The following is a 20,711-nucleotide window of genomic DNA, read 5'->3' on the forward strand; positions in this document are numbered from 1 at the left end:
AGAGATGCAGCTATATGTAGCTGCATCTTTTCTATTAGATCGGGGCAATTCTGCTTTTCTATTTTAAATTCTCTGGATTAAGTGCGTCTAGCTCAGGGATAACGAAGCGGCCGTCCTTACGGATAAGACGATCGTCAAAATAGATTTCCCCGCCGCCATAATCTGGTCGCTGGATATTGACCATATCCCAATGAATATTTGATTTATTGCCGTTATAGGCATCATCATATGCTTGACCTGGAGTAAAATGGAAGCTGCCATCTATTTTTTCATCGAATAAGATATCCTGCATCGGATGCTGGATGAAAGGATTTACGCCAATGGCGAATTCACCAATATAACGAGCGCCCTCATCTGTATCAAATATTTTATTAATTCTCTCTCTATCATTTGCAACTGCTTCAACAATTTTTCCATCCTTAAAGGTTAATTTCACATTTTCGAATGTGAAGCCCTGATATGGAGAAGGAGTATTATAAGTGATCACTCCATTTACCGAATCACGGACGGGAGCAGTGTAAACTTCTCCGTCAGGGATATTCATTTGCCCTGAGCATTTAATCGCCGGAATGTCCTTGATTGAGAATGTTATATCTGTTCCAGGGCCAGTGATTTTTACTTTGTCTGTCTTATTCATTAATTCAACAAGATTGTCCATCGCTTGATCCATTTTTCCATAATCAAGATTACATACTTTGAAGTAGAAATCTTCGAAAGCTTCTGTACTCATTTTAGCTAGCTGTGCCATTGAAGAATTCGGATATCTAAGAACAACCCACTTCGTTTTTGGAACGCGAATGTCACTATGGACCTTTCTGCCAATCGTTGAACCGTGGATTCTCATTTTTTCATCTGGCACATCTGCATGTTCATTAATGTTATCGCCGGATCTAAGACCTATGTATGCATCCATTTTACTCATCACGTTTGCTTCAAAGTCTGCCATCATAGTAAATTGCTCTTCCTGTGCACCTAGTAAAAGAGCACGATCCACTTGATGATCTTTCAGTGAAACAAATGGAAAGCCGCCAGCTGCATATGCTTCTTTAACCAGGGCAATCACAAGCTCTCTTTGGAGCCCAAAGTTCTCAATAAGAACTTTCTCACCTTTTTGCAGGCGGACTGAATAGTTTATTAAATTTTTTGCCAGTGTTTCAATTCGAGGATCTTTCATTTTTATCCCTCCGAATAAATAATTAGTATGTCACCATCCTATTGTACCCGAAATAACCATTTTTGTTTATTTAAACCCTTCAAATATGATAAATTTATATTTGTAATGGAAAATGTCGAAAACAAAAGAAGGAATGCACTGGGTAGTATGGAGATGGTAGGGAAATAAAGGTTTATGTCGAACAAAAGAGGGTAGAAAAATAGTAGTAATATTCCATTGGGAGGTGCTTTTATTGCAAATTATATTATATTTGAGTATAGCGGTTATTGCGATTGCATTTTTGATTCTAGTTATTTATTTATCAAAAACATTAAAATCTTTACAGGTAACATTTGATAGTGTATCGAAAACATTAGTAGGGCTTGAAAAACAATTAGATGGGGTAACAAGAGAAACAACTGAACTTTTACATAAAACTAATGCACTTGCAGAGGATATACAACATAAGTCAGAAAACCTAAATAGTGTAGTTGTAGCGGTTAAAGATGTTGGAGAGACCGTTCGCAGTTTTAACGGTTCGATTCAAAAGGTCACAACATCTGTGAATAATCAATTTGAAGAGAATAAAGATAAAATTGCTGCAGTGGTTCAATGGAGTCAAATTTTTCTCGAGATGAAGGATAAATGGAAAATGAGAAAACAAAACTCCAATCAAATAGTGGAGGGCGAACAAGTCCTTCAGAAAAAAAGGGTTAGAGGAAGAAACTAAAGGAGGAGTAATGAGTATGGGTAGTCAAGAACGAATCCAAAATGATCAAAATCAGTCGAAATCAGATGAAAGTATCAACACAAAGGATTTTTTGATTGGCGCTTTAATCGGTGGGATCGTTGGTGCTGCAACAGCTCTTTTCCTAGCGCCTAAATCTGGTAAAGAATTAAGAAGCAATATGAATGAACAGGCGATTGTGCTAAAAGCAAAAACTGGCCAAATCCGTGAAACCGCAGTTGCAAAGGGAACAGAATTGGCAAGTGCAGCAAAGGAAAAAACCAATGCCATTACAAATACAGTTTCCAAGCAAAGTGTAGAAATTCTGAATAAGGTAAAAGGTTTAAAAACCAGTGGTGAATCGCAGCCTTATGCTGAGAAAAGTAATAAAGGACATATTGCTTTGCCTGCACATGACTCTGAGATTCAAAAAAGACTGGAAGAAACGAAAAGAGCTTTCGATGAAACAGAGGAAAAGGTTCGTCAATAAAGGGTGTAATTGTATTATAAACGGTGAAGTGGTAAGATAGCTTCACCGTTATTTGTGACCAAGGAGGGATTACAATGGAAAGATTGAATGAAAATGTATCATTTGATAAGAAAGTTGATGAAGGAGAAATGTTCCTTCTGTTCAAGCATAGTTCAACTTGTCCGATTAGTCAGGCTGCTTATGAGGAATATAGCACGTTTGCAAATGAAAATGAGATTGTAAAGACTTATTATCTTATCGTACAAGAAGATCGTCCTCTATCCAATCATATTGCTGAAAAATTTCAAATCAAACATGAATCACCACAAGCGATTCTCTTTAAAAATAGTGAACCGGTTTGGCATGCATCTCATTGGAAAATTACAGTTGATTCCCTTAAAAAAGCAATTGAAGAAAATGAATAACAAAAAACATCCATTAAATGGATGTTTTTTGTGTGGATGGCCATACAATTGTAAGGTCATCTCCTGGCTCTAGCTTGCTCTGAAAGGTTGTCTGTTCCCCGTTTTTTAATAAAACGAAGTTTCCATTTGCCTGTTCAGGCATTTTAATGTCAACATGACCAAATAAATCTTGAAATAGGAAGGGTTCTAGCTTTCGATGCTCAATTAAAATATGATCCCCATCTTGGATGGGATCACTTTCTGCTAAAATTGTATCTTTTCTTCTAATGATTGAAAGAGGCTTATGAAGATGGATTTGTTCCCCATTAAATGAGATGGGAATCGAATGCGATAGCAAAATTTGTTTCACTTCAGCTATTTCCTTCGTCGTAGGTATTGTTTTTTTCTCTATGATAATATGATCTTTATGTTCATAGCTGTTATGTAGCTTAACTTCTATGCCGTTACGATAAATCTTGCCAGATAACGATGGGATAAATGTTTCTTTTCCATTAATATTAACTCTGAATGGGCGTGATTCTATTATATATTCATGCAAGTTTAGTGAGGTTAGCATGTCTTCAATCGTCTCTGGAACTTTGCATTCAATTACATCACGATCTTCAACAACTTTGTCTGCTGTAACAACCTTCCCATTACATGTGATTTTCGCCTCTATCGAAAATTCTTCATCGTTTATTTTTACTTCTCTTTTTGGAATTTCATCAATCAGATCTTTTATTTGTAGCTCTGCCCGTTGGCCATCCATCCCTTTTTCAATATGGAGCTGATCTCCGTTTTCGATTTCGCTATCTAATGAACTTATATGTCCATTCCGCAGTATAGCCGGTGCCTCGCCATGTCCGCCAGGAATGGTAATATTTTGCCCGTTTAACGTAACAATAAGAGCTAAGCCTGGCTTTCCATATAGCTTATTCATTTTTATGCCAGCTGCAAGCAGACAGTCACCGACAGTCAGCTTTTTAACCTCGAATAATCGGACAGGCTGTTCATTCACATAGATTGTTTTATATTGAACAGGTGAGTGATGTGCAGCTATGGCGATTCCGATTGGTGTAACAAGCTCTGGCCCTTGAGCAATATGATCAGCGATTGTTAATGATCGAATGGCATCGATTCCCCTGATTGCCACCCTGTTTTCAGGAAGATTTAGTTTTTCAGCAACTCTTTTTGGCAATTCTGGCGTCAGACTCCCGCCGCCGACAAGCATAACTGCTTTAGGAGGCTTGTTATTGTTCAGGCTTAATATTTCATTACAAATAGATGTAGCAAGCCGATCAAGAACAGGGGAAATTTGGGACACGAGGTCTTCTTTTCTTACTTCCGTTTCAAATCCTAGAATATCCGTAACTGTTATTGTATCATTCTGATATAATTCTCTTTTTGCTTCTTCTGCAAATGGGAAATCTAAGAGTAACTGGTCGCTAATTGCTTCAGTTATTTCGTCACCAGCAACAGGAACCATTCCATAAGCAATAACTGTTCCTAGGTCTGTTATAGCAATATCTGATGTCCCTGCACCAATATCAACTAATGCAACATTTAGTCGGCGCATAGAGGGAGGAATTAACACATGAATGGCAGCAATAGGCTCCAGTGTTAATGCTTCCATTTCAAGGCCGGCTCTGTGAAGTGCTGACAGCAGCGATTCGACAACCACCTTTGGCAAAAATGTGGCAATAATTTCAACCGAAGCTTCTTTTCCCTGCTGATCGATTAAATTGCCGATTTCTTCTCCATCCAGTCGGTAATAAAGAACAGAATAGCCAACACAATAATAATAATGGCTTTGATCGGATTCATGTTTCTCTGCGACAACAGATTGAGCTTGTTGGACGGCAGAAAGTTCGAGATGAAGAATATCCTGGTTTTTAATTAGCGGTTGTCCATTTATATCAATCGTTACTTTCGAACGTTCCGTTTTTAATGCTCTACCAGCAGCAGCTACACAAACCTTTTTCAGCGGACCATGTCTTTCCTCGAGCCCTTTTTTAATTTCAGAAATAATTTTTGATACAGATAAGACATCATGTATTTGTCCATCAAGCATTGCTCGTTCAGTATGCTCTTTAACTAGACTGTCTACAACATGGTAGTGCCCTTCGTGTTCTTCAAGGATAATACCAATTACAGAACGTGTACCAATATCTAAGGCAAAAAGCTTTTTTTGTTCTAGCAAGGGAAACACCTTCTTCATCGTTCATTAAATTCTTTATCACTTAAAAGCGTTTAATCAATAAAGAAATTATTAGTGACATACTAAGATAATTCATATATAATAACTCTAATTATTTAAAATGTAACACATAATATCGGGTCGATAAAGAAGAAAAGCGCAAGCGCCTTGATCATCGCCGTACAAACTGGAAGGACTCCGCAATCTAGCTGCGGCTCCTAGCCCCTCGAGGTCATAAGTTGTACTGCTCTGTGGCAAAATACGTCACTCCGCAGCCCATCTTATGCTTGTCGGGGCTAAACAGTCGCCTCGCCTTTTAATGACTGAGATATAGGAAGCACGGGGAGCGAGAGCGAACCGATGTTGACTTATCGCAGGGAGGGGCCTGAAGTTTGAAAGGCAATTATCAAAGTAAACTTTTTTCTGACTCAACATTTAAAATGGAAAGGAAGGGAATGGAATGAGTAAGGAACTTGATCAACTACGAAATCGTGTGGATGAACTTAACCTTCAGCTTTTATCATTAATTAATGAAAGGGCTAAGCTTGTTCAGGAAATTGGAAAGGCGAAGGAAACACAGGGAGTTTATCGCTATGATCCTGTAAGAGAGAGAAAAATGCTTGATCAGATAAAGGAGCATAATGATGGGCCATTTGAAAACTCAACCATTGAGCATGTGTTTAAGGAAATTTTCAAAGCTGGCCTTGAACTTCAAGAGGATGATCATCGCAAGGCTCTATTAGTTTCTAGGAAAAAGAAACCTGAAAACACAATTGTTGATCTTAAAGGAGAAAGAATTGGTGATGGGAAACCGCACTTAGTTTTTGGCCCGTGTGCGGTGGAATCCTATGAACAAGTAGCAACTGTTGCTAATGCTGTAAGAGCAAAGGGGCTAAAGCTTCTGCGTGGAGGGGCTTTTAAACCAAGAACATCTCCATATGATTTCCAAGGCCTTGGCTTAGAAGGCCTAAAAATCTTAAAAAGAATTGGTGACGAGTTTGATCTTGCTGTTATTAGTGAGATTGTCAGCCCTGCTGATATTGAAGTGGCAGTGGACTATCTCGATGTCATTCAAATTGGCGCAAGAAATATGCAAAACTTTGAACTATTGAAGGCAGCTGGCGCAGTAAATAAACCTATCCTTTTAAAACGAGGGATTTCAGCTACGATTGAAGAGTTTATAAATGCTGCTGAGTATATTATGGCTCAAGGAAACGGGCAAATAATCCTTTGTGAACGTGGAATTCGGACGTATGAACGAGCAACAAGAAATACGCTAGATATTTCTGCAGTTCCAATTTTGAAGCAAGAAACCCATTTACCAGTATTAGTAGATGTCACGCACTCGACTGGAAGACGCGACCTGCTACTCCCTGCAGCAAAGGCAGCTCTAGCGATTGGCGCTGATGGGGTGATGGCTGAAGTTCATCCAGATCCAGCAGTAGCGCTTTCAGATAATGCGCAGCAAATGGATTTAAATCAATTTGATGAATTTATGAATGAGCTTCGATCATTTGCCTTTGCCAGAGTTTAATATTGAAAGGCCTTCTGCATTTTGTAGAAGGTTTTTTTTGTGAAAAGCAAATAGGCATTCGGTATACTGAACAAGCTTGAGCCGAATAACTAGCTCAGGTGTTGTAATACCGACTGATATTTACATACTTAGGTGTGAGCAGATGCTCCCGATCGTTTATGTATTTTTTATAAAAAATTAGGTCTTTACATTGCGGCTTGTCAATTACTGTCGTATGATTGAATACATAATTATACATATATTTATAATCAGATTCGAAGAGAATGAGTAGGTTGCGGCAGGTTGCAGTAAACTACTTATAAACAATATGAATCGCTATCATAATAGGGAGTGAAAAATATGAATGTAACAATATATGATGTGGCAAGAGAAGCCAATGTATCAATGGCAACTGTTTCAAGGGTTGTTAATGGGAACCCAAATGTGAAGCCGGCAACCCGAAAGAAAGTATTGGAAGTAATTGATAAACTAGGCTATCGTCCAAATGCTGTTGCCCGGGGTCTCGCCAGTAAAAAAACAACAACTGTTGGCGTAATTATTCCCGATATTTCAAGTACATTTTTTGCTGAGCTAGCCAGAGGCATTGAAGATATTGCGACAATGTACAAATATAATATTATTCTTAGCAATTCAGACCAAAACTTGGATAAAGAGCTGCATTTATTAAATACAATGCTTGGAAAACAAGTGGATGGAATTGTTTTTATGGGAGGAAATATTACTTCGGAACTTGTTGAGGAATTTGAAAAGTCTTCTGTACCGATCGTACTAGCAGGTTCTATTGAAGAAAGTGAGAAAATCCCGTCAGTAAATATTGACTATGAACAAGCTACATATGATGCGATTCATTCGTTTATCGAAAAGGGACATAAGGAAATAGCGATTGCTATTGGTCCTTTAGTGGAGCCGATTAACCGGGAAAAAAAATTAGCAGGGTATAAACGAGCACTTGCTGAAGCAGGAATTCAATTTAAAGAAGACTTCGTAGTAGAAGGGGATTATACATATGATTCCGGAATAGAAGTCATTGAAAAGCTTCTTGAACAAAGTACGAAACCAACGGCGATCTTTTCAGGATCAGATGAAATGGCCTTAGGGGTTGTTCATGGAGCAGAGGATAGGGGCTACAATATCCCTGACGATTTTGAAGTGATTAGTTCGGATAATACTCGTTTATCATTAATGGTAAGACCGCAGCTCACTACTGTTGTGCAGCCTTTATATGATATTGGTGCAGTTGCAATGAGACTTCTTACAAAATTAATGAATAAAGAAGAAATCTCCGATCATATTATTGTTCTTCCCCATCGAATTGAACAACGAAACTCAACTAAATAATGGAGTAGTAGATCATACATTATTTTAAATGATTGGGAGAGGGAATATGAAAAGATTTGATGCGTTAACACCCATTGGATTAATCGTTGGTTTTGGGATGCTTATTTTTGGGGTAATTACAAATGGAGGAATTAGTGGATTTCTTTCGTTTATTGACCCTGCCTCTATGTTAATTGTAGTTGGCGGTCTAATCGCTGGACTGCTTGTAAGCTTCCCATTAAAAGATATGAAGCATATGTTTACTGTCATTAGACATGGATTTTCACATAATGAGCAAAATTTAAGCGAATTAATTAAGACATTTGTTCATCTATCTGATCGTGCACGACGTGAGGGATTATTATCGTTAGAAACACAATTAGATGAGGTTGATGATCCGTTCATACGCAAAGGGATTTTACTTGCAGTTGATGGGATTGAGCCGGATGTTATTAATGATATTATGAATGCAGAAATAATAGCAATGGAAGAAAGACATAGAAAAGGCAGAAGTATTCTTGAAAAGGCTGGAGAATATGCTCCAGCATGGGGGATGATTGGTACGCTGATCGGCTTAGTTCTTATGCTAAAAAGCCTGAATGACCCATCCTCATTAGGACCTAATATGGCCATTGCATTATTAACTACCTTATATGGAACACTTTTAGCCAATTTATTTTTCCTGCCTTTAGCCTCCAAGCTAGCTTTAAAGACAGAGCAAGAGGTATTTTTTAAACAAATCATTATTGAGGGAGTTATCGGTGTGCAATCAGGCCAGAACCCAAAATTATTGGAGGAGAAATTAAGTGCCTTTTTATCCTCTAAAGAGCGAAAAGAAGCAATTCATGCTATGAATTCAGGGGAGGCTCTGGATAATGAAGCTTAAGAGAAGACCAGCTGGGCGAGCAAAAGGTGCCCCGAGCTGGATGGTCACATTCTCTGATCTGGTTACACTCATATTAGTTTTTTTTATTTTGCTATTTTCAATGTCACAAATAGATATGATCAAATTTAAAGCCATTACTGAATCATTTCAGGAGCATTTTTTTGATTTTTATCCTTCGATGGTCCCCCTAGAAAACCCGGCTGTAGGGGAGGCGGACTTGCCTGAGAAAAATAGTGAGAAAGATATGACTGAGAAATCCTTACAGAATTTATTATCCGAAGTACAAAGCTTCTTAGACAAAAATGGATTAGAGGATGTAATTATTGCCAATCGTACGGAACGTGGAGTCGTTCTCGTTCTGCAAGAGCAGGTTTTATTTGATCCGGGGCAAGCGACTCTTCTTGGGGATTCATATGCGTTTTTAAATAAGGTAGGGGAACTTTTAGTGAAACTGCCTAATTTAGTTAAGGTAGAAGGCCATACAGATGATATTCCAATGAGTTCTTTTAGATACCCATCCAATTGGGAGCTTTCCGCTGCACGTGCCAGCAGTGTAATAAATTACCTGATAGAAAGCCACCAGCTTGATAGCCGCAAATTTATTGCAGTTGGCTACGCGGATACAAGGCCAATTGTATCAAATGACAGCCCCGAAAATCGGCAGAAAAATCGCCGGGTTGAAATTATTATTTCAGATCCAAAATATAATGAAGATGATCTTGTTTCAAAATAAAAAGGACCCATTCGGTCCTTTTTTTAATAGAAGAAAGTATAGCTTTTGTACGGCGATGGTCAAGGCACTTGCGCTTTTCGATATGTCTATCTCCAGCGCCTATCGCCTATCAAACTTCAGGCCCCCTCCCTGCGATAAGTCAACATCGGTTCGCTCTCGCTTCCCGTGTTTCCTATATCTCCGTCGCGGTCCTTCCAGTTTGTACGGCGATGGTCAAGGCGTTTGTACTTTTCTTATATCGATTCTGTTTTTTTCTGATTTCTGATTGGGTATAGTGCTTTTTCTAATGTTTGTCTGTTTTTTTCGGTTATTTCTAATTTGCGAGGGATTGGCTTGTACATATCTTCTGGGTCATCCCATTCTACTGGGAGAGGGATTGGTGCTTGATCCTTCCAGATATTGATCCATTCTGATGGCAAACTGCCATAACAGTTAGAGTTTTCAGTCATTTCCATCCAGATTAGCGCCCATGCTCGTGGAACGACTCGCCATATGTCATAGCCGCCGCCTCCAACAGCTATCCATCTTCCATTGCAATACTGATGGGCAATTTCATGAGCAAGTTTTGGGATTTCACGGTAAATTTTCATCGTTGCTGATAAATGAGTAAGGGGGTCATGATAATGTGAGTCAGCTCCGTTTTGAGTAAGTATGACATCGGGTTTGAAAAATTCAGCTACTTCTCTAATGGATGAGCGATATATATCCAGCCAGGATTCATCTTCAGTAAACGCGTCTAGCGGGATATTAAACGAGTATCCGTATCCTTTTCCCTGCCCTCTTTCATTCACATTTCCTGTCCCAGGAAATAAATATCTGCCTGTTTCATGGATGGAGAGTGTACAAACATTCGGGTCATCGTAAAAGGACCATTGGACGCCATCTCCATGATGGGCATCAGTATCAATGTATAGTACTCTCGCATTATATTTCTCTTGAATATACTTAATAGCAACCGAACTATCATTATATACACAAAAGCCCGATGCTTTTCCCCGAAAGCCATGATGCAGTCCGCCGCCTAAATGAAGGGCATGTTTTGCCTGTCCGCTCATCACCCAATCAACTGCTGTTAAAGTTCCTCCGACGAGCAATGAACTTGCTTCATGCATATTTTGAAAAATCGGAACATCCTCAGTACCAAGTCCATAATTATCTGCTTGTTCAAGAGAGAGCTGCCCGCTTCCTGCGAGCTTGACTGCTTGTATATATTTAGGGTCATGAATTAATTGTAGCTCGTCATCTGTTGCAGGACGCGGAGGAATAAGCTGATTGTCCCGAATCGCCTGCAAATGTTGAAGCAAATCAAGTGTTAATTTGATTCTTATTTGATTAAAGGGATGATTTGTATTAAATCTGTAGCTTAGCAAATCCTCTGAATAAATAAATACTGAATCTTGTATCATGATGGCATCCCTGGGTAATTGGGCCATAAAACTTGAAGACCCGCATTTTTTAAATCCTCTATCAATGAAAGAGGGTTCATCGTTTGTAGTCTTATGACAATTATTTTATATTTGTCATCACTTTTATCAGGATAAACGAGTACACTTTGAATATTTGCATTTTTATTTCTAATTACGCTTGAAATTTCATGGAGCATTCCTGCTTTGTTAGGAACTCTTACCTCAATTTGAGATCCTGGCTGGTGTGCCCCGGTCAATTCAACTAAGGTTCGAAGCAAATCTGTTTCTGTTACAATCCCGACTATTTTTTTATTGTTTATTATTGGAAGACAGCCAATTCGGTGCTCATATAATAAAGCAGAGATTTCTTCAACAAAGTCAAGCGGGTGACCGGTAATTACATCGGTTTTCATGATCATTCTCAGTGGATTTTGTAATCCGGCTTTAAACTTCTCCGTTTCAAATATGGATGGTGTTGCATCACGAATATCTCTATCTGTGACTAAGCCAACTAAATGTTGTTCATTATTTATAATAGGAAGATGACGAATTTTCTTCTCACCCATTAGTCGTATAGCATCTGCTATACTATCATTCTCAAATAATGCAACAACATCCTTCTTCATAATTTCTTCAACAATCACTTAAAATCCCTCCATCCTAATATGATTGTAAATCTAGTACATAAATCGGTTCATAAAACGGAGACGATCAAATTTCTGGATGGATTCTATATCGACTCTTTTTCCTATTTTTGCCATTAAACAGTTAGCAGGATGTGAACTGATTTCAGGATCATCTGTTGCATACCAGACAAGACCTCCTGCATTCATCATTTTCTCCATTATTTTACGGTATTCCCAAACATTCAGTCCTGTTCCTTTTAAGTCCCAGTGCCAATAGTATTCGGTAGTGATCGTTATATAGTCTTCCATAGCATCATCCATCATGGAAACCCTCAACAAATTTTTGCCTGTTCCAGATCCTCTGAATTCAGGTATTACTTCAATGGCTCCTAACTCAATTAAATTTTCCATTTTTCCTTCAGACCATCTTTCTAATGGATCAGGATATACATAGGTAACGTAACCAATAATCACATCCCTGCTTCGGGCAATAATAATTCTCCCTTCAGGTAAACCAGCAATTTCGATAAGTGCCTTTTTTTGCTGTTCAGCTGGACGAAAAGCTGTTAAATCTTTATGAAATTCGTATCCCATTAATTTTTCGGGTGTGATAGGGCCCTCGATAAGCACAGGTCCCCGTGGCGTCTTTATTTCTTTCGCATTATACGTTTTTCGATGTTCCATTTATACACCGCCTATAAGTATGATAAGTAATTCTATTATACATAATATCTAGCATGTTTAAGCGCTTTCAAATGATTTTCTAGCGTATTCCCTTTTTTTTGTGACAAATATATAGCCATTCTACTAAGTTACTAAAAAATTGGCGAGAGAATATTTTTAAAATTGAGAATTAATTGAACTTATACTATAATAGTAAACAATTAAGAAAAGCAAGAGCGCCCTGCTTACTCTTGAATACTTTTTCTTACATAGGATGGGAAGGGCTGAAGTTACTTTTTATCAAAGGGGGATTTTTTATGAAAGTGGAAGCGTTACCAGCGACTAAAGGGGACTATAATCTTAAAAATTATGATGATTTGTACAGCAGCTTTGATTGGAAGGATGTAGAGAAAGAATTTTCATGGAGTGAAACGGGCCTTGTAAATATGGCCTATGAGGCAATTGACCGGCATGCAGAAACTTATAGAAAAAATAAAATTGCTCTTTATTTCAGGGACGGCTTAAGACAGGAAAAATATACGTTTAAAGAAATGAAGGAGTTTTCGAATAAAGCAGGAAATGCTTTGAAAGCATTTGGAGATGTAGAAAAAGGAGACAGGGTCTTTATCTTTATGCCTCGTTCCCCAGAGCTATATTTTGCTGCTCTAGGTGCAATCAAGCTTGGAGCTATCGTAGGACCATTATTTGAAGCTTTCATGGAGGGAGCAGTAAGGGATCGGTTAGAGGATAGTGAAGCAAAGGTTTTGATTACGACACCAGATCTATTAAAGCGTGTTCCTGTCGATGAGCTTCCAGCACTAAAAACGATTTTCCTAGTAGGAGAAAATATTGTAGAAGAAGGACCGTATATAGATTTTAATAAACGAACTGCCGAGGCAAGCAATAAGCTTTCCATCGAGTGGGTTGACCGGACAGACGGTCTTATTCTTCATTATACTTCTGGATCCACAGGTAAGCCGAAGGGGGTCCTTCATGTTCATAATGCGATGATCCAGCATTACCAAACAGCCAAATGGGTGCTGGATTTACAAGAGGATGATATCTACTGGTGCACAGCCGATCCGGGATGGGTTACAGGCACTTCCTATGGGATGTTTGGGCCATGGTTAGCGGGAGTATCAAATGTCATTATTGGGGGGAGATTTAATCCGGAATCATGGTATAAAATGATTGAAGAATATGGTGTTTCGGTCTGGTATAGTGCACCAACTGCATTTAGAATGCTAATGGGTGCTGGAGATGAGATCGTTAAGAGATTCGATCTGAGTACTCTTCGTCATGTTGTGAGTGTTGGAGAGCCATTAAACCCTGAAGTTGTTAAATGGGGAATGAAGGTATTTCATTTAAGAATTCATGATACATGGTGGATGACAGAAACAGGTGCACTGTTAATTTGTAATTATCCATGTCTAGAAATTAAACCAGGCTCTATGGGGAAACCCATTCCTGGAGTAGTTGCAGCAATTGTTGACGATCAAGGAAATGTATTACCTCCATATCGAATGGGGAACCTTGCGATTAAAAAGGGCTGGCCAGCGATGATGCACACGATCTGGAATAATAAACAGAAGTATGAATCGTATTTTATGCCTGGTGATTGGTATGTATCTGGTGATTCTGCTTATATGGATGAAACTGGATACTTCTGGTTCCAAGGACGTGTAGATGATGTCATTATGACCTCGGGTGAGCGGGTTGGCCCATTTGAAGTAGAAAGCAAGCTGCTGGAGCATCCTGCTGTTGCAGAGGCTGGTGTGATCGGCAAGCCGGACCCTGTGAGAGGAGAAATTATTAAAGCATTTATCGCGTTGATAGATGACTATGAACCAACGGAGGAACTAATTGAGGATATCCGCCAATTTGTGAAAAAAGGGCTTGCAGCCCATGCGGCACCGCGCGAAATTGAATTTCGTGATAAACTGCCAAAAACAAGGAGCGGAAAAATTATGCGCCGGGTATTAAAGGCATGGGAGTTGGATCTTCCAGCAGGTGACCTTTCGACAATGGAAGATTAATGTATCGAATATAAATGAAGGAACCGCGACCAAGATGGTGCGGTTCCTTTCATTTATTCATTTTAAAACAATTATTCGTTAGTAGTAGGAGGAGTCTCGGTGTTATCTCCATCAGAATCTCCACTTGTATCTCCGTCACCAGGTGGGGTACCAGAACCGCCTGGATTTTTATTGCCGCCATCACCAGGAGGGTCTTTCGGTTTTTCTTCTACTGGCGGTGTTGTTACCTCTTGTTCTGTTTCTGGTGTTTTTCCAATCTGAATGATATTAGATGGAGCAGATTCTTTACCTGCGATATCAACAGCGGTTACATAAAATTCTCCATTTGGTGCACTAAATGACAGCGGCTGGCCAGCGGTAATACTTCCTATCTTCTTTGCTCCGCCTTCTGTCTTTTGGTAGACACGGTATCCGATCACATCCCCTTCAGGATGTTTGCTCCATGTAATGAGAGAATCTTTTCCACTAATGCTTGGTGCCCCAGGATTTTTTCCATTTTCCTCGAGTCTAGACTCTGCAACTAAAAGATTTCCCCATCTATCTAAATTTGGTATTAATTTTGACGTATCCTTTATTGGGATGCCGTATTTATTCTCAAAGTATTTTGGACTCAATATAACACCAGAGGATGTAAACTCTTCAGGAGTGCTCTCCAATGCCATATAGCGATTTTCGCCTATTTGAACATATCTTCCACTTGCGAAGCTGTCATCAGAGCTGGAAGGAACAAATTTTGCGTTATACCAATCTGATTCTACAAGCCCTGCTCTTGAGCAAGCATCTGAAGGCAGAAGGCCAGATGCAGCACAATAAGATCTACGGACGATTCCTCCTGGCATTTGGAATTGTGTATCAGGGTCCACAATACTCGGGGCTACGTCATAGGCGGCATTCATTAAGTGTGCCCATAAATAAATAATACGCGGGCTATGATGAATTCCTTTGTAACGAAGCTCTAATGATTTGGGTGTATCATATCCAGTCCAGACACCAAAGCTAACGTTCGGATTGACAGCGACGAACCACGTATCCTTTAGATCTTGGCCAGTTCCAGTTTTTCCAGCCCAATCTGAGCTGAATTTCAATCGGCTTTTTAAGGAATTAGCCGTCCCGCTTTTTACAACATCTCTCATCATATCAATAGTTAACCAAGCGGTTTGAGGACTAAATACTTCGACTGGCTTCACCTCATGCTGATAAATGACATTCCCAGAATTATCAACAATTTTTTCAATGATATAACTATCAATGAATTTTCCGCCATTAGCAAATGTTCCGAAAGCATTTACGTTTTCTTCAACAGTGACCCCATTTGTTATCCCACCAAGTGCGAGCGAAGGATTGTGATAATCATTTTCGATCACTGATGAGAATCCCATTTTTTCTAAATATTGTGCTGGGCGTTTGTCCATGATTGTTTTGTAAGTCAACATTGCTGGTACGTTATAGGACATCTTTAATGCATGACGGGCAGACACTAATCCACTGTAGCGCTTATCATAGTTGGTTGGGTAAGGAACACCCGGCTTGGCGGGATTAAGATACACGGGGACGTCAGGTATGACTGTCCCAGGTGCAACAGCGCCAAGCTCCATCGCGGGAGCGTAAACAACTAATGGTTTCATTGTCGATCCGTTCGGTCGTAATGCATCTGTTGCATGGTTTAGCTGCTTTGTTTCGTAATCTCTTCCGCCAACAAATGAAAGAATCCTTCCGGTACTATTTTCAATTAGAATGGCACCAAGTTGAACCGGTTCAACTACCTCTTTATTTTCCCCGGTTTCAGGGTCTTTGACAATTTCTACTTTATCGCTGCCATAGTATTGATAGGTATCTTTTGCCGCTTGCATGGCATCATATATTTCTTTCTTTATTGTCGTATGAATTTGATAGCCATTCTGTCTTAAATTTCGGTCAGCAAGTATTTTGTACTCATTTTTAAGTTCACTGTCCTCCATTAAATCCTGTTCATCATAGCCGTCTTTTTCTGCTAAAATAAGGGCCATTACTTCTACTGCTCGTTTCTCAATTTCAAATGTTAAAAAAGGATATTTTTCAATTGAACTTTCTACACGAGGGATGAAATCTTTTGTAATATCATAGGCTATTGCCTCATCATATTGCTTCTGATCTATTTTTCCATCATCGAACATTCTTTTTAAAACCGTTTTCATCCTCGTTAATCCTGGTTCCAAACCTTCAGGAGACTTTAGTTCTCCACCCTGTGAATATGGTGTATAGCCGAATGGGCTTTGCGGGAGACCAGCAATGAACGCTGCTTGTGGAATATTCAATTCCTTTGCACTCACACCAAATAAACCTTTAGCTGCTGCCTGAACTCCTGCAATGTTTCTTCCTGAAGAGTTTCTGCCAAAAGTTGAAACATTCAGGTAGGCTTCTAGAATTTCCTTTTTATCAAAGAATTTTTCAAGGCGAAGAGCAAGCAGGATTTCCTTTGCCTTCCGCTCAAAAGATACTTCATTTGTTAATAATTGATTCTTGATTAATTGCTGTGTGAGCGTACTTCCGCCAGATTGGACAGAGGAATTTGTCACCTCTTGGAAAATAGCACGCATAATCGCTTTAGGCACAACGCCGTCATGCTCATAAAAATATTCATCTTCCGTTGCAATGACCGCATCTATAACATGCTGGGAAACATCTTCCAGTTTAACTTCCTCGCGTTCTAAATCAGTCCGGAGCTTGCCAAGGTAAACATTATCTGCGAAGTATAATTCCGATGTTTCCTCATAGTTATAAATATCTTTTTTCATGTTTTCATATGGCCGTATTTGCTCATCTTTCACGAGAGAGGCAAAGTAGCCAGCACCAACACCGCCAGCAAACGAACCCCCAAGAACGATTAAGATAATAAATAATAAGACAAGATTCCACGTTACTTGAAAGGTAATGCTTGCACCCTTCGTCGTTTTTTTATTTGTAAAAATAGAAAGCCATGATTTCAATTTATCCAAAAGGTTCCGGTTTTCTTTCATTCAATCATCCCCCTAAAATCACATACATTATAGCATAAACTTGCATACTATTATCTCAAGGTTCGCTTTTTTTCTGAAATTCCCTTCTTTTTGTTTGTCGAATGAAATAGGTGTTTAGTTTCAATTTTTATGAAATATTTTGTTATTATCCATGTTGACATTTGTTTGTTGTATATGATAAAAATGATGCTATATCCTAAAAATATTTTATAAGCATTGACGGGATCCCGAGTAGTGCTTCTATCTCTGTTTCAGAAAGCTGGCGGCTGCTGTGAGTCAGTACATGTAGAAGGATGAATTACCTCCCCGAGCTTTCACTGTCAATTTACATTTGTAATAGTAGCAGTGGACGGTAATCCGTTATCATGTAAGAGTGGAGGATTTATTTGTCCTCAATTTGGGTGGTACCGCGCAAATAAATATGCGTCCCTGCATTTAAGCAGGGGCGTTTTTTGTTTTTAGGAAAGGCTTTGTTGAGTCATGTGGGATCAAGTTTTACGATAATAGAAGGAGGTACTTAATATGAATTTACTTGAAGATTTGCAATGGAGAGGCATCATCTACCAGCAAACAGATGCAGAGGGAATGAAGGAGACGCTTGAAAAGGAGAAAATCTCTTTATATTGCGGTATGGACCCAACTGGTGACAGCATGCATATTGGCCACCTGCTGCCATTCCTTACATTAAGAAGATTCCAAAACCATGGCCACCGCCCAATTGTTCTTGTTGGCGGGGCCACAGGATTAATTGGTGATCCAAAAGCAACGGAAGAAAGAACCTTGCAAACGGTTGAAACTGTGCAGCATAATGTTGAATGCTTGACAAAACAGCTGAAAACGATTTTTGATTTCGAAGGCGAAAATGGAGCAATCATGGTAAACAACTATGATTGGACGTCAGAGATGAATATGATTACTTTCCTAAGAGATTACGGGAAGCATATCGGAATCAATTATATGCTAGCAAAGGATACAATAGCGAGCCGTTTAGAAACGGGAATCTCGTTTACAGAATTTGCTTATACGATTATGCAAGGGATGGACTTCAAGCATTTATATGAGAATCATCAGTGTAAATTGCAAATTGGCGGCAGTGACCAATGGGGGAATATTACAACTGGCCTAGAGCTTATCCGCAAAATGGTTGGAGAAGGCTCAAAAGCTTATGGCATGACAATTCCACTTGTGACAAAAGCGGATGGTACAAAATTTGGCAAGACAGAAAGCGGAGCAGTTTGGCTGGATCCAGAGAAAACAACACCATATGAATTCTACCAATTCTGGATTAATGCTGCTGATGCCGATGTGATTAAATACTTAAAATACTTCACATTCCTATCACGTGAGGAAATTGAAGCATTAGAGCAATCTGTTCAAGAGGAAGCACATCTCCGTAAAGCTCAAAAGGCGCTTGCAGAGGAAATGACTCGTTTAATTCATGGGGAAGATGCATTGAATCAAGCGATCAAAATTTCTGAAGCCCTTTTCAGTGGAGATATTAGAAATCTTTCAGCTGCAGAAATTATGCAAGGATTTAAAGATGTGCCGTCTTACGAGCATACTACAGGAGAAGATATTAATATCGTTGAATTGCTCGTTGAGGCAAAAATCTCCCCTTCTAAGCGCCAAGCGCGTGAAGATGTAGGAAATGGTGCTGTTTATGTGAATGGTGAGCGTATAACAGAGCTAGAATATGTAATTTCTGAAAAGGATCGGATTGAGGGACAATTTACAGTTATTCGTCGCGGGAAGAAGAAGTACTTCTTAATTAAATATTAATTAGTAGAGCCCTCTTTTTTGGAGGGCTTTTTTGATGTTAAGACAATGTAAATATATATTTTTGAACAATAGTATGTTTACTAAAAAACATTTATAGGCATCTGCTTACAATTGCTTTTGTAAATGTCGGTCTGCTGGTTATTACTTCGTACATAATTGCTTGTGTAATTAATCAACCGACCGCTTTTTACACAGCAGAGGACACGTGGTAAGTGCCCTTCAAACGCTGACATGGAGAAAAGTCTTATTTGAGAAATAGAATTTGTACTCTGTTTATTTGAGTATCTCAGACTATGAAAAAAGCGCTAAGAAACTTAGCGCTCTCAACAGTATTAAGATTGACAAGGTCTCGGTTTATATATGTCATCACCAATACACCCATTGGCTTCAGCATTAATAGCTGGAGTTGCAGCAATAGCTACTGTAAAACCAAAAGCCATAACTATGTATAACAATTTCTTTTTCATAGTTTCACCCCTTCCATATACAACATAATTATAACAAATATTGGTAGTTTAGCAGGGGATTAAAATTCGTAAAAATCAGACAATAATAGCTGTTAATCGACAAATGAATTACTATGTTCATTTAAAAAGGGAGAATATCTCCCTGGGAAAAAAACGCTCTCATTTTACATCACTTTTTTGCATTTGTTTATATGTTAACAAATTTTATCATTTAGAAGTGGTAATGAAGAGTAGAAAGGGGTGAGGTGAGAACTGTAATTAAGACTTTTATGAAATGCAAGAGTAATAATGAATAAAAAAACAGGAGAAATCCAAGTTGCTATAAGGAGCAAACTTGTAGGGGGCTCTTTGGTCTTCTTACTAATTCACCGCCACAATTTGGACAGATATTTTTCATTTCTTCTGTACAAGGCAAGCAAAAGGTACATTCATGTACACAAATAAAAGCTATTGAATCATTATCGAATGAAGATGTACAACGTTCACATTCTTTTCTCATTTCTAAAGCCATTTTAATTACCACCTTTGAATAATAGTTATGATTGTCTATTTTACTTCAAGGAAAAATATTGAAAAAGGTACAGATTTCGAAAAAATAAAAAGGACAGACTGAAAAATAATGATAGTAGCTACTAAATATTTCGTGAAATTAATTTATACGCAGTCCGAGCTTGAAGTGAACTAAATGTTAGGAGTATATTGCAATGGAAATGAAAGTTTCTGATAGGAGTCCAATACGGTTATTAGAAGCATATAGTCATTTTAATTAAATTCCTGTTCGAACCAATAAGGAGCAAGGTTGTCTTGCTGAATTAAGGTGTGCAAATTTTGTTGAGAATGGAATCAAAATGATAGAAAAAGAACCCACTTAGGTTCCTTTTAAAAAGAAATGTCCTTTTCGTTAATTCCTAGAATCTTGGCAGTTAATTTAATACTAATTGCTTCTAATTCTTCAGGATTAAGCTCGTTATTTGTACGATTCATTGAATCGGTATCCATGTCCTTATCTGAATCAGTTTGAAAGGACTCTTTATGATCATTGTTTTTAAAAATAGGCTCTTTATCAGTCTTAAGTATTTTTGCATCTATACTATCTAATGCCTTCATTATTTTTTTTTCATTGCTTAATTTTATCATTAACATAAACAAGTCTTTAAAATCATTCTTCTCATCTTTATTAAAGTTAATTTGTTTTTGGATATTAGTTTTCATTAATGCTCGATTTAGATTAGTTGGTAAAACAGCAAAACTATTTTTTTGAATATTCATTTGATATCACGCCCCTGTGGTTTATTATACCTTATTAGTAAAATGTTAA

Annotated in this window: 18 protein-coding genes and 1 other annotated feature; of the genes, 9 read left to right on the forward strand and 9 right to left on the reverse strand. The window is 38.5% G+C overall.

Annotation, left to right across the window (positions count from 1 at the left end; all coding sequences use genetic code 11):
• Window positions 1-58: 58 nt before the first annotated feature.
• The gene (locus RUH74_RS06670) at window positions 59-1,174 is read right to left on the reverse strand and encodes an aminopeptidase (RefSeq protein WP_313799496.1); all 1,116 of its coding nucleotides are present in this window, start codon (window positions 1,172-1,174) and stop codon (window positions 59-61) included.
• A 232-nt stretch (window positions 1,175-1,406) separates the two neighbouring features.
• Here RUH74_RS06670 and RUH74_RS06675 point away from each other — a divergent pair, with 232 nt between their 5' ends.
• From RUH74_RS06675 to ytxJ, 3 genes are all read left to right on the forward strand, one after another.
• The gene (locus RUH74_RS06675; RefSeq protein WP_313799497.1) at window positions 1,407-1,883 is read left to right on the forward strand and encodes a DUF948 domain-containing protein; all 477 of its coding nucleotides are present in this window, start codon (window positions 1,407-1,409) and stop codon (window positions 1,881-1,883) included.
• A 16-nt stretch (window positions 1,884-1,899) separates the two neighbouring features.
• A complete protein-coding gene (locus RUH74_RS06680; protein WP_313799498.1) occupies window positions 1,900-2,370 on the forward strand; it encodes a YtxH domain-containing protein in 471 nt (156 codons plus the stop codon).
• Window positions 2,371-2,444: 74 nt separating this feature from the next.
• Window positions 2,445-2,774 (forward strand): bacillithiol system redox-active protein YtxJ, encoded by a 330-nt coding sequence (gene ytxJ / locus RUH74_RS06685; protein ID WP_313799499.1) that lies wholly within the window; start codon window positions 2,445-2,447, stop codon window positions 2,772-2,774.
• A gap of 13 nt (window positions 2,775-2,787) precedes the next feature.
• Here the strand turns inward: ytxJ and RUH74_RS06690 are convergent, their stop codons facing one another.
• The gene (locus RUH74_RS06690) at window positions 2,788-4,953 is read right to left on the reverse strand and encodes a cell division FtsA domain-containing protein (protein WP_313799500.1); all 2,166 of its coding nucleotides are present in this window, start codon (window positions 4,951-4,953) and stop codon (window positions 2,788-2,790) included.
• 457 nt (window positions 4,954-5,410) lie between these two features.
• Between RUH74_RS06690 and RUH74_RS06695 the strand changes: the two genes are divergently transcribed.
• From RUH74_RS06695 to motS, 4 genes are all read left to right on the forward strand, one after another.
• Window positions 5,411-6,484, forward strand: coding sequence for a bifunctional 3-deoxy-7-phosphoheptulonate synthase/chorismate mutase (locus RUH74_RS06695; protein WP_313799501.1), 1,074 nt, complete (start codon window positions 5,411-5,413; stop codon window positions 6,482-6,484).
• Window positions 6,485-6,823: 339 nt separating this feature from the next.
• Window positions 6,824-7,822: a catabolite control protein A gene (ccpA, locus tag RUH74_RS06700; protein ID WP_313799502.1), complete on the forward strand. Its 999-nt coding sequence runs from the start codon at window positions 6,824-6,826 to the stop codon at window positions 7,820-7,822.
• A gap of 46 nt (window positions 7,823-7,868) precedes the next feature.
• Window positions 7,869-8,687 (forward strand): flagellar motor protein MotP, encoded by an 819-nt coding sequence (gene motP / locus RUH74_RS06705; RefSeq protein WP_313799503.1) that lies wholly within the window; start codon window positions 7,869-7,871, stop codon window positions 8,685-8,687.
• On the forward strand, window positions 8,677-9,420 hold the full coding sequence (gene motS, locus RUH74_RS06710; RefSeq protein WP_313799504.1) for a flagellar motor protein MotS: 744 nt from the start codon (window positions 8,677-8,679) through the stop codon (window positions 9,418-9,420). Before motP ends, motS begins: the two co-directional genes overlap by 11 nt.
• 233 nt (window positions 9,421-9,653) lie before the next feature.
• Here the strand turns inward: motS and RUH74_RS06715 are convergent, their stop codons facing one another.
• The 3 genes from RUH74_RS06715 to RUH74_RS06725 are packed head-to-tail and all read right to left on the reverse strand — an operon-like array spanning window position 9,654 to window position 12,136.
• Entirely contained in the window at window positions 9,654-10,826 is a 1,173-nt protein-coding gene (locus tag RUH74_RS06715) for an acetoin utilization protein AcuC (RefSeq protein ID WP_313799505.1), read from the reverse strand.
• On the reverse strand, window positions 10,823-11,470 hold the full coding sequence (locus RUH74_RS06720; RefSeq protein ID WP_313799506.1) for an acetoin utilization AcuB family protein: 648 nt from the start codon (window positions 11,468-11,470) through the stop codon (window positions 10,823-10,825). The genes RUH74_RS06715 and RUH74_RS06720 overlap by 4 nt, the downstream gene beginning before the upstream one ends.
• Before the next feature lie 33 nt (window positions 11,471-11,503).
• Window positions 11,504-12,136, reverse strand: a complete 633-nt coding sequence (locus tag RUH74_RS06725) for a GNAT family N-acetyltransferase (RefSeq protein WP_313799507.1) — start codon at window positions 12,134-12,136, stop codon at window positions 11,504-11,506.
• A 296-nt stretch (window positions 12,137-12,432) separates the two neighbouring features.
• Between RUH74_RS06725 and acsA the strand changes: the two genes are divergently transcribed.
• On the forward strand, window positions 12,433-14,151 hold the full coding sequence (gene acsA / locus RUH74_RS06730) for an acetate--CoA ligase (RefSeq protein ID WP_313799508.1): 1,719 nt from the start codon (window positions 12,433-12,435) through the stop codon (window positions 14,149-14,151).
• A 71-nt stretch (window positions 14,152-14,222) separates the two neighbouring features.
• Here acsA and RUH74_RS06735 read toward each other — a convergent pair whose 3' ends face one another.
• Window positions 14,223-17,147 (reverse strand): transglycosylase domain-containing protein, encoded by a 2,925-nt coding sequence (locus tag RUH74_RS06735; RefSeq protein ID WP_313799509.1) that lies wholly within the window; start codon window positions 17,145-17,147, stop codon window positions 14,223-14,225.
• 207 nt (window positions 17,148-17,354) lie between these two features.
• Window positions 17,355-17,581: a binding site (T-box leader), on the forward strand.
• Between the two features lie 88 nt (window positions 17,582-17,669).
• Here RUH74_RS06735 and tyrS point away from each other — a divergent pair.
• Complete coding sequence (tyrS, locus tag RUH74_RS06740) at window positions 17,670-18,926, forward strand: tyrosine--tRNA ligase (RefSeq protein ID WP_313799510.1); 1,257 nt, start codon at window positions 17,670-17,672, stop codon at window positions 18,924-18,926.
• A gap of 332 nt (window positions 18,927-19,258) precedes the next feature.
• On the opposite strand, the gene RUH74_RS06745 is transcribed toward tyrS, so the two are convergent.
• From RUH74_RS06745 to RUH74_RS06755, 3 genes are all read right to left on the reverse strand, one after another.
• Window positions 19,259-19,393: a hypothetical protein gene (locus RUH74_RS06745; RefSeq protein ID WP_313799511.1), complete on the reverse strand. Its 135-nt coding sequence runs from the start codon at window positions 19,391-19,393 to the stop codon at window positions 19,259-19,261.
• A gap of 319 nt (window positions 19,394-19,712) precedes the next feature.
• Window positions 19,713-19,904: a DUF1272 domain-containing protein gene (locus RUH74_RS06750; protein WP_313799512.1), complete on the reverse strand. Its 192-nt coding sequence runs from the start codon at window positions 19,902-19,904 to the stop codon at window positions 19,713-19,715.
• Window positions 19,905-20,272: 368 nt separating this feature from the next.
• Window positions 20,273-20,662 carry a hypothetical protein gene (locus RUH74_RS06755; RefSeq protein ID WP_313799513.1) on the reverse strand — a complete coding sequence of 130 codons (390 nt, stop codon included), beginning with the start codon at window positions 20,660-20,662 and terminating at the stop codon, window positions 20,273-20,275.
• Window positions 20,663-20,711 lie beyond the last annotated feature (49 nt).

Source organism: Cytobacillus sp., assembly GCF_032154635.1.
Classification (GTDB): domain Bacteria; phylum Bacillota; class Bacilli; order Bacillales; family Cytobacillaceae; genus Cytobacillus.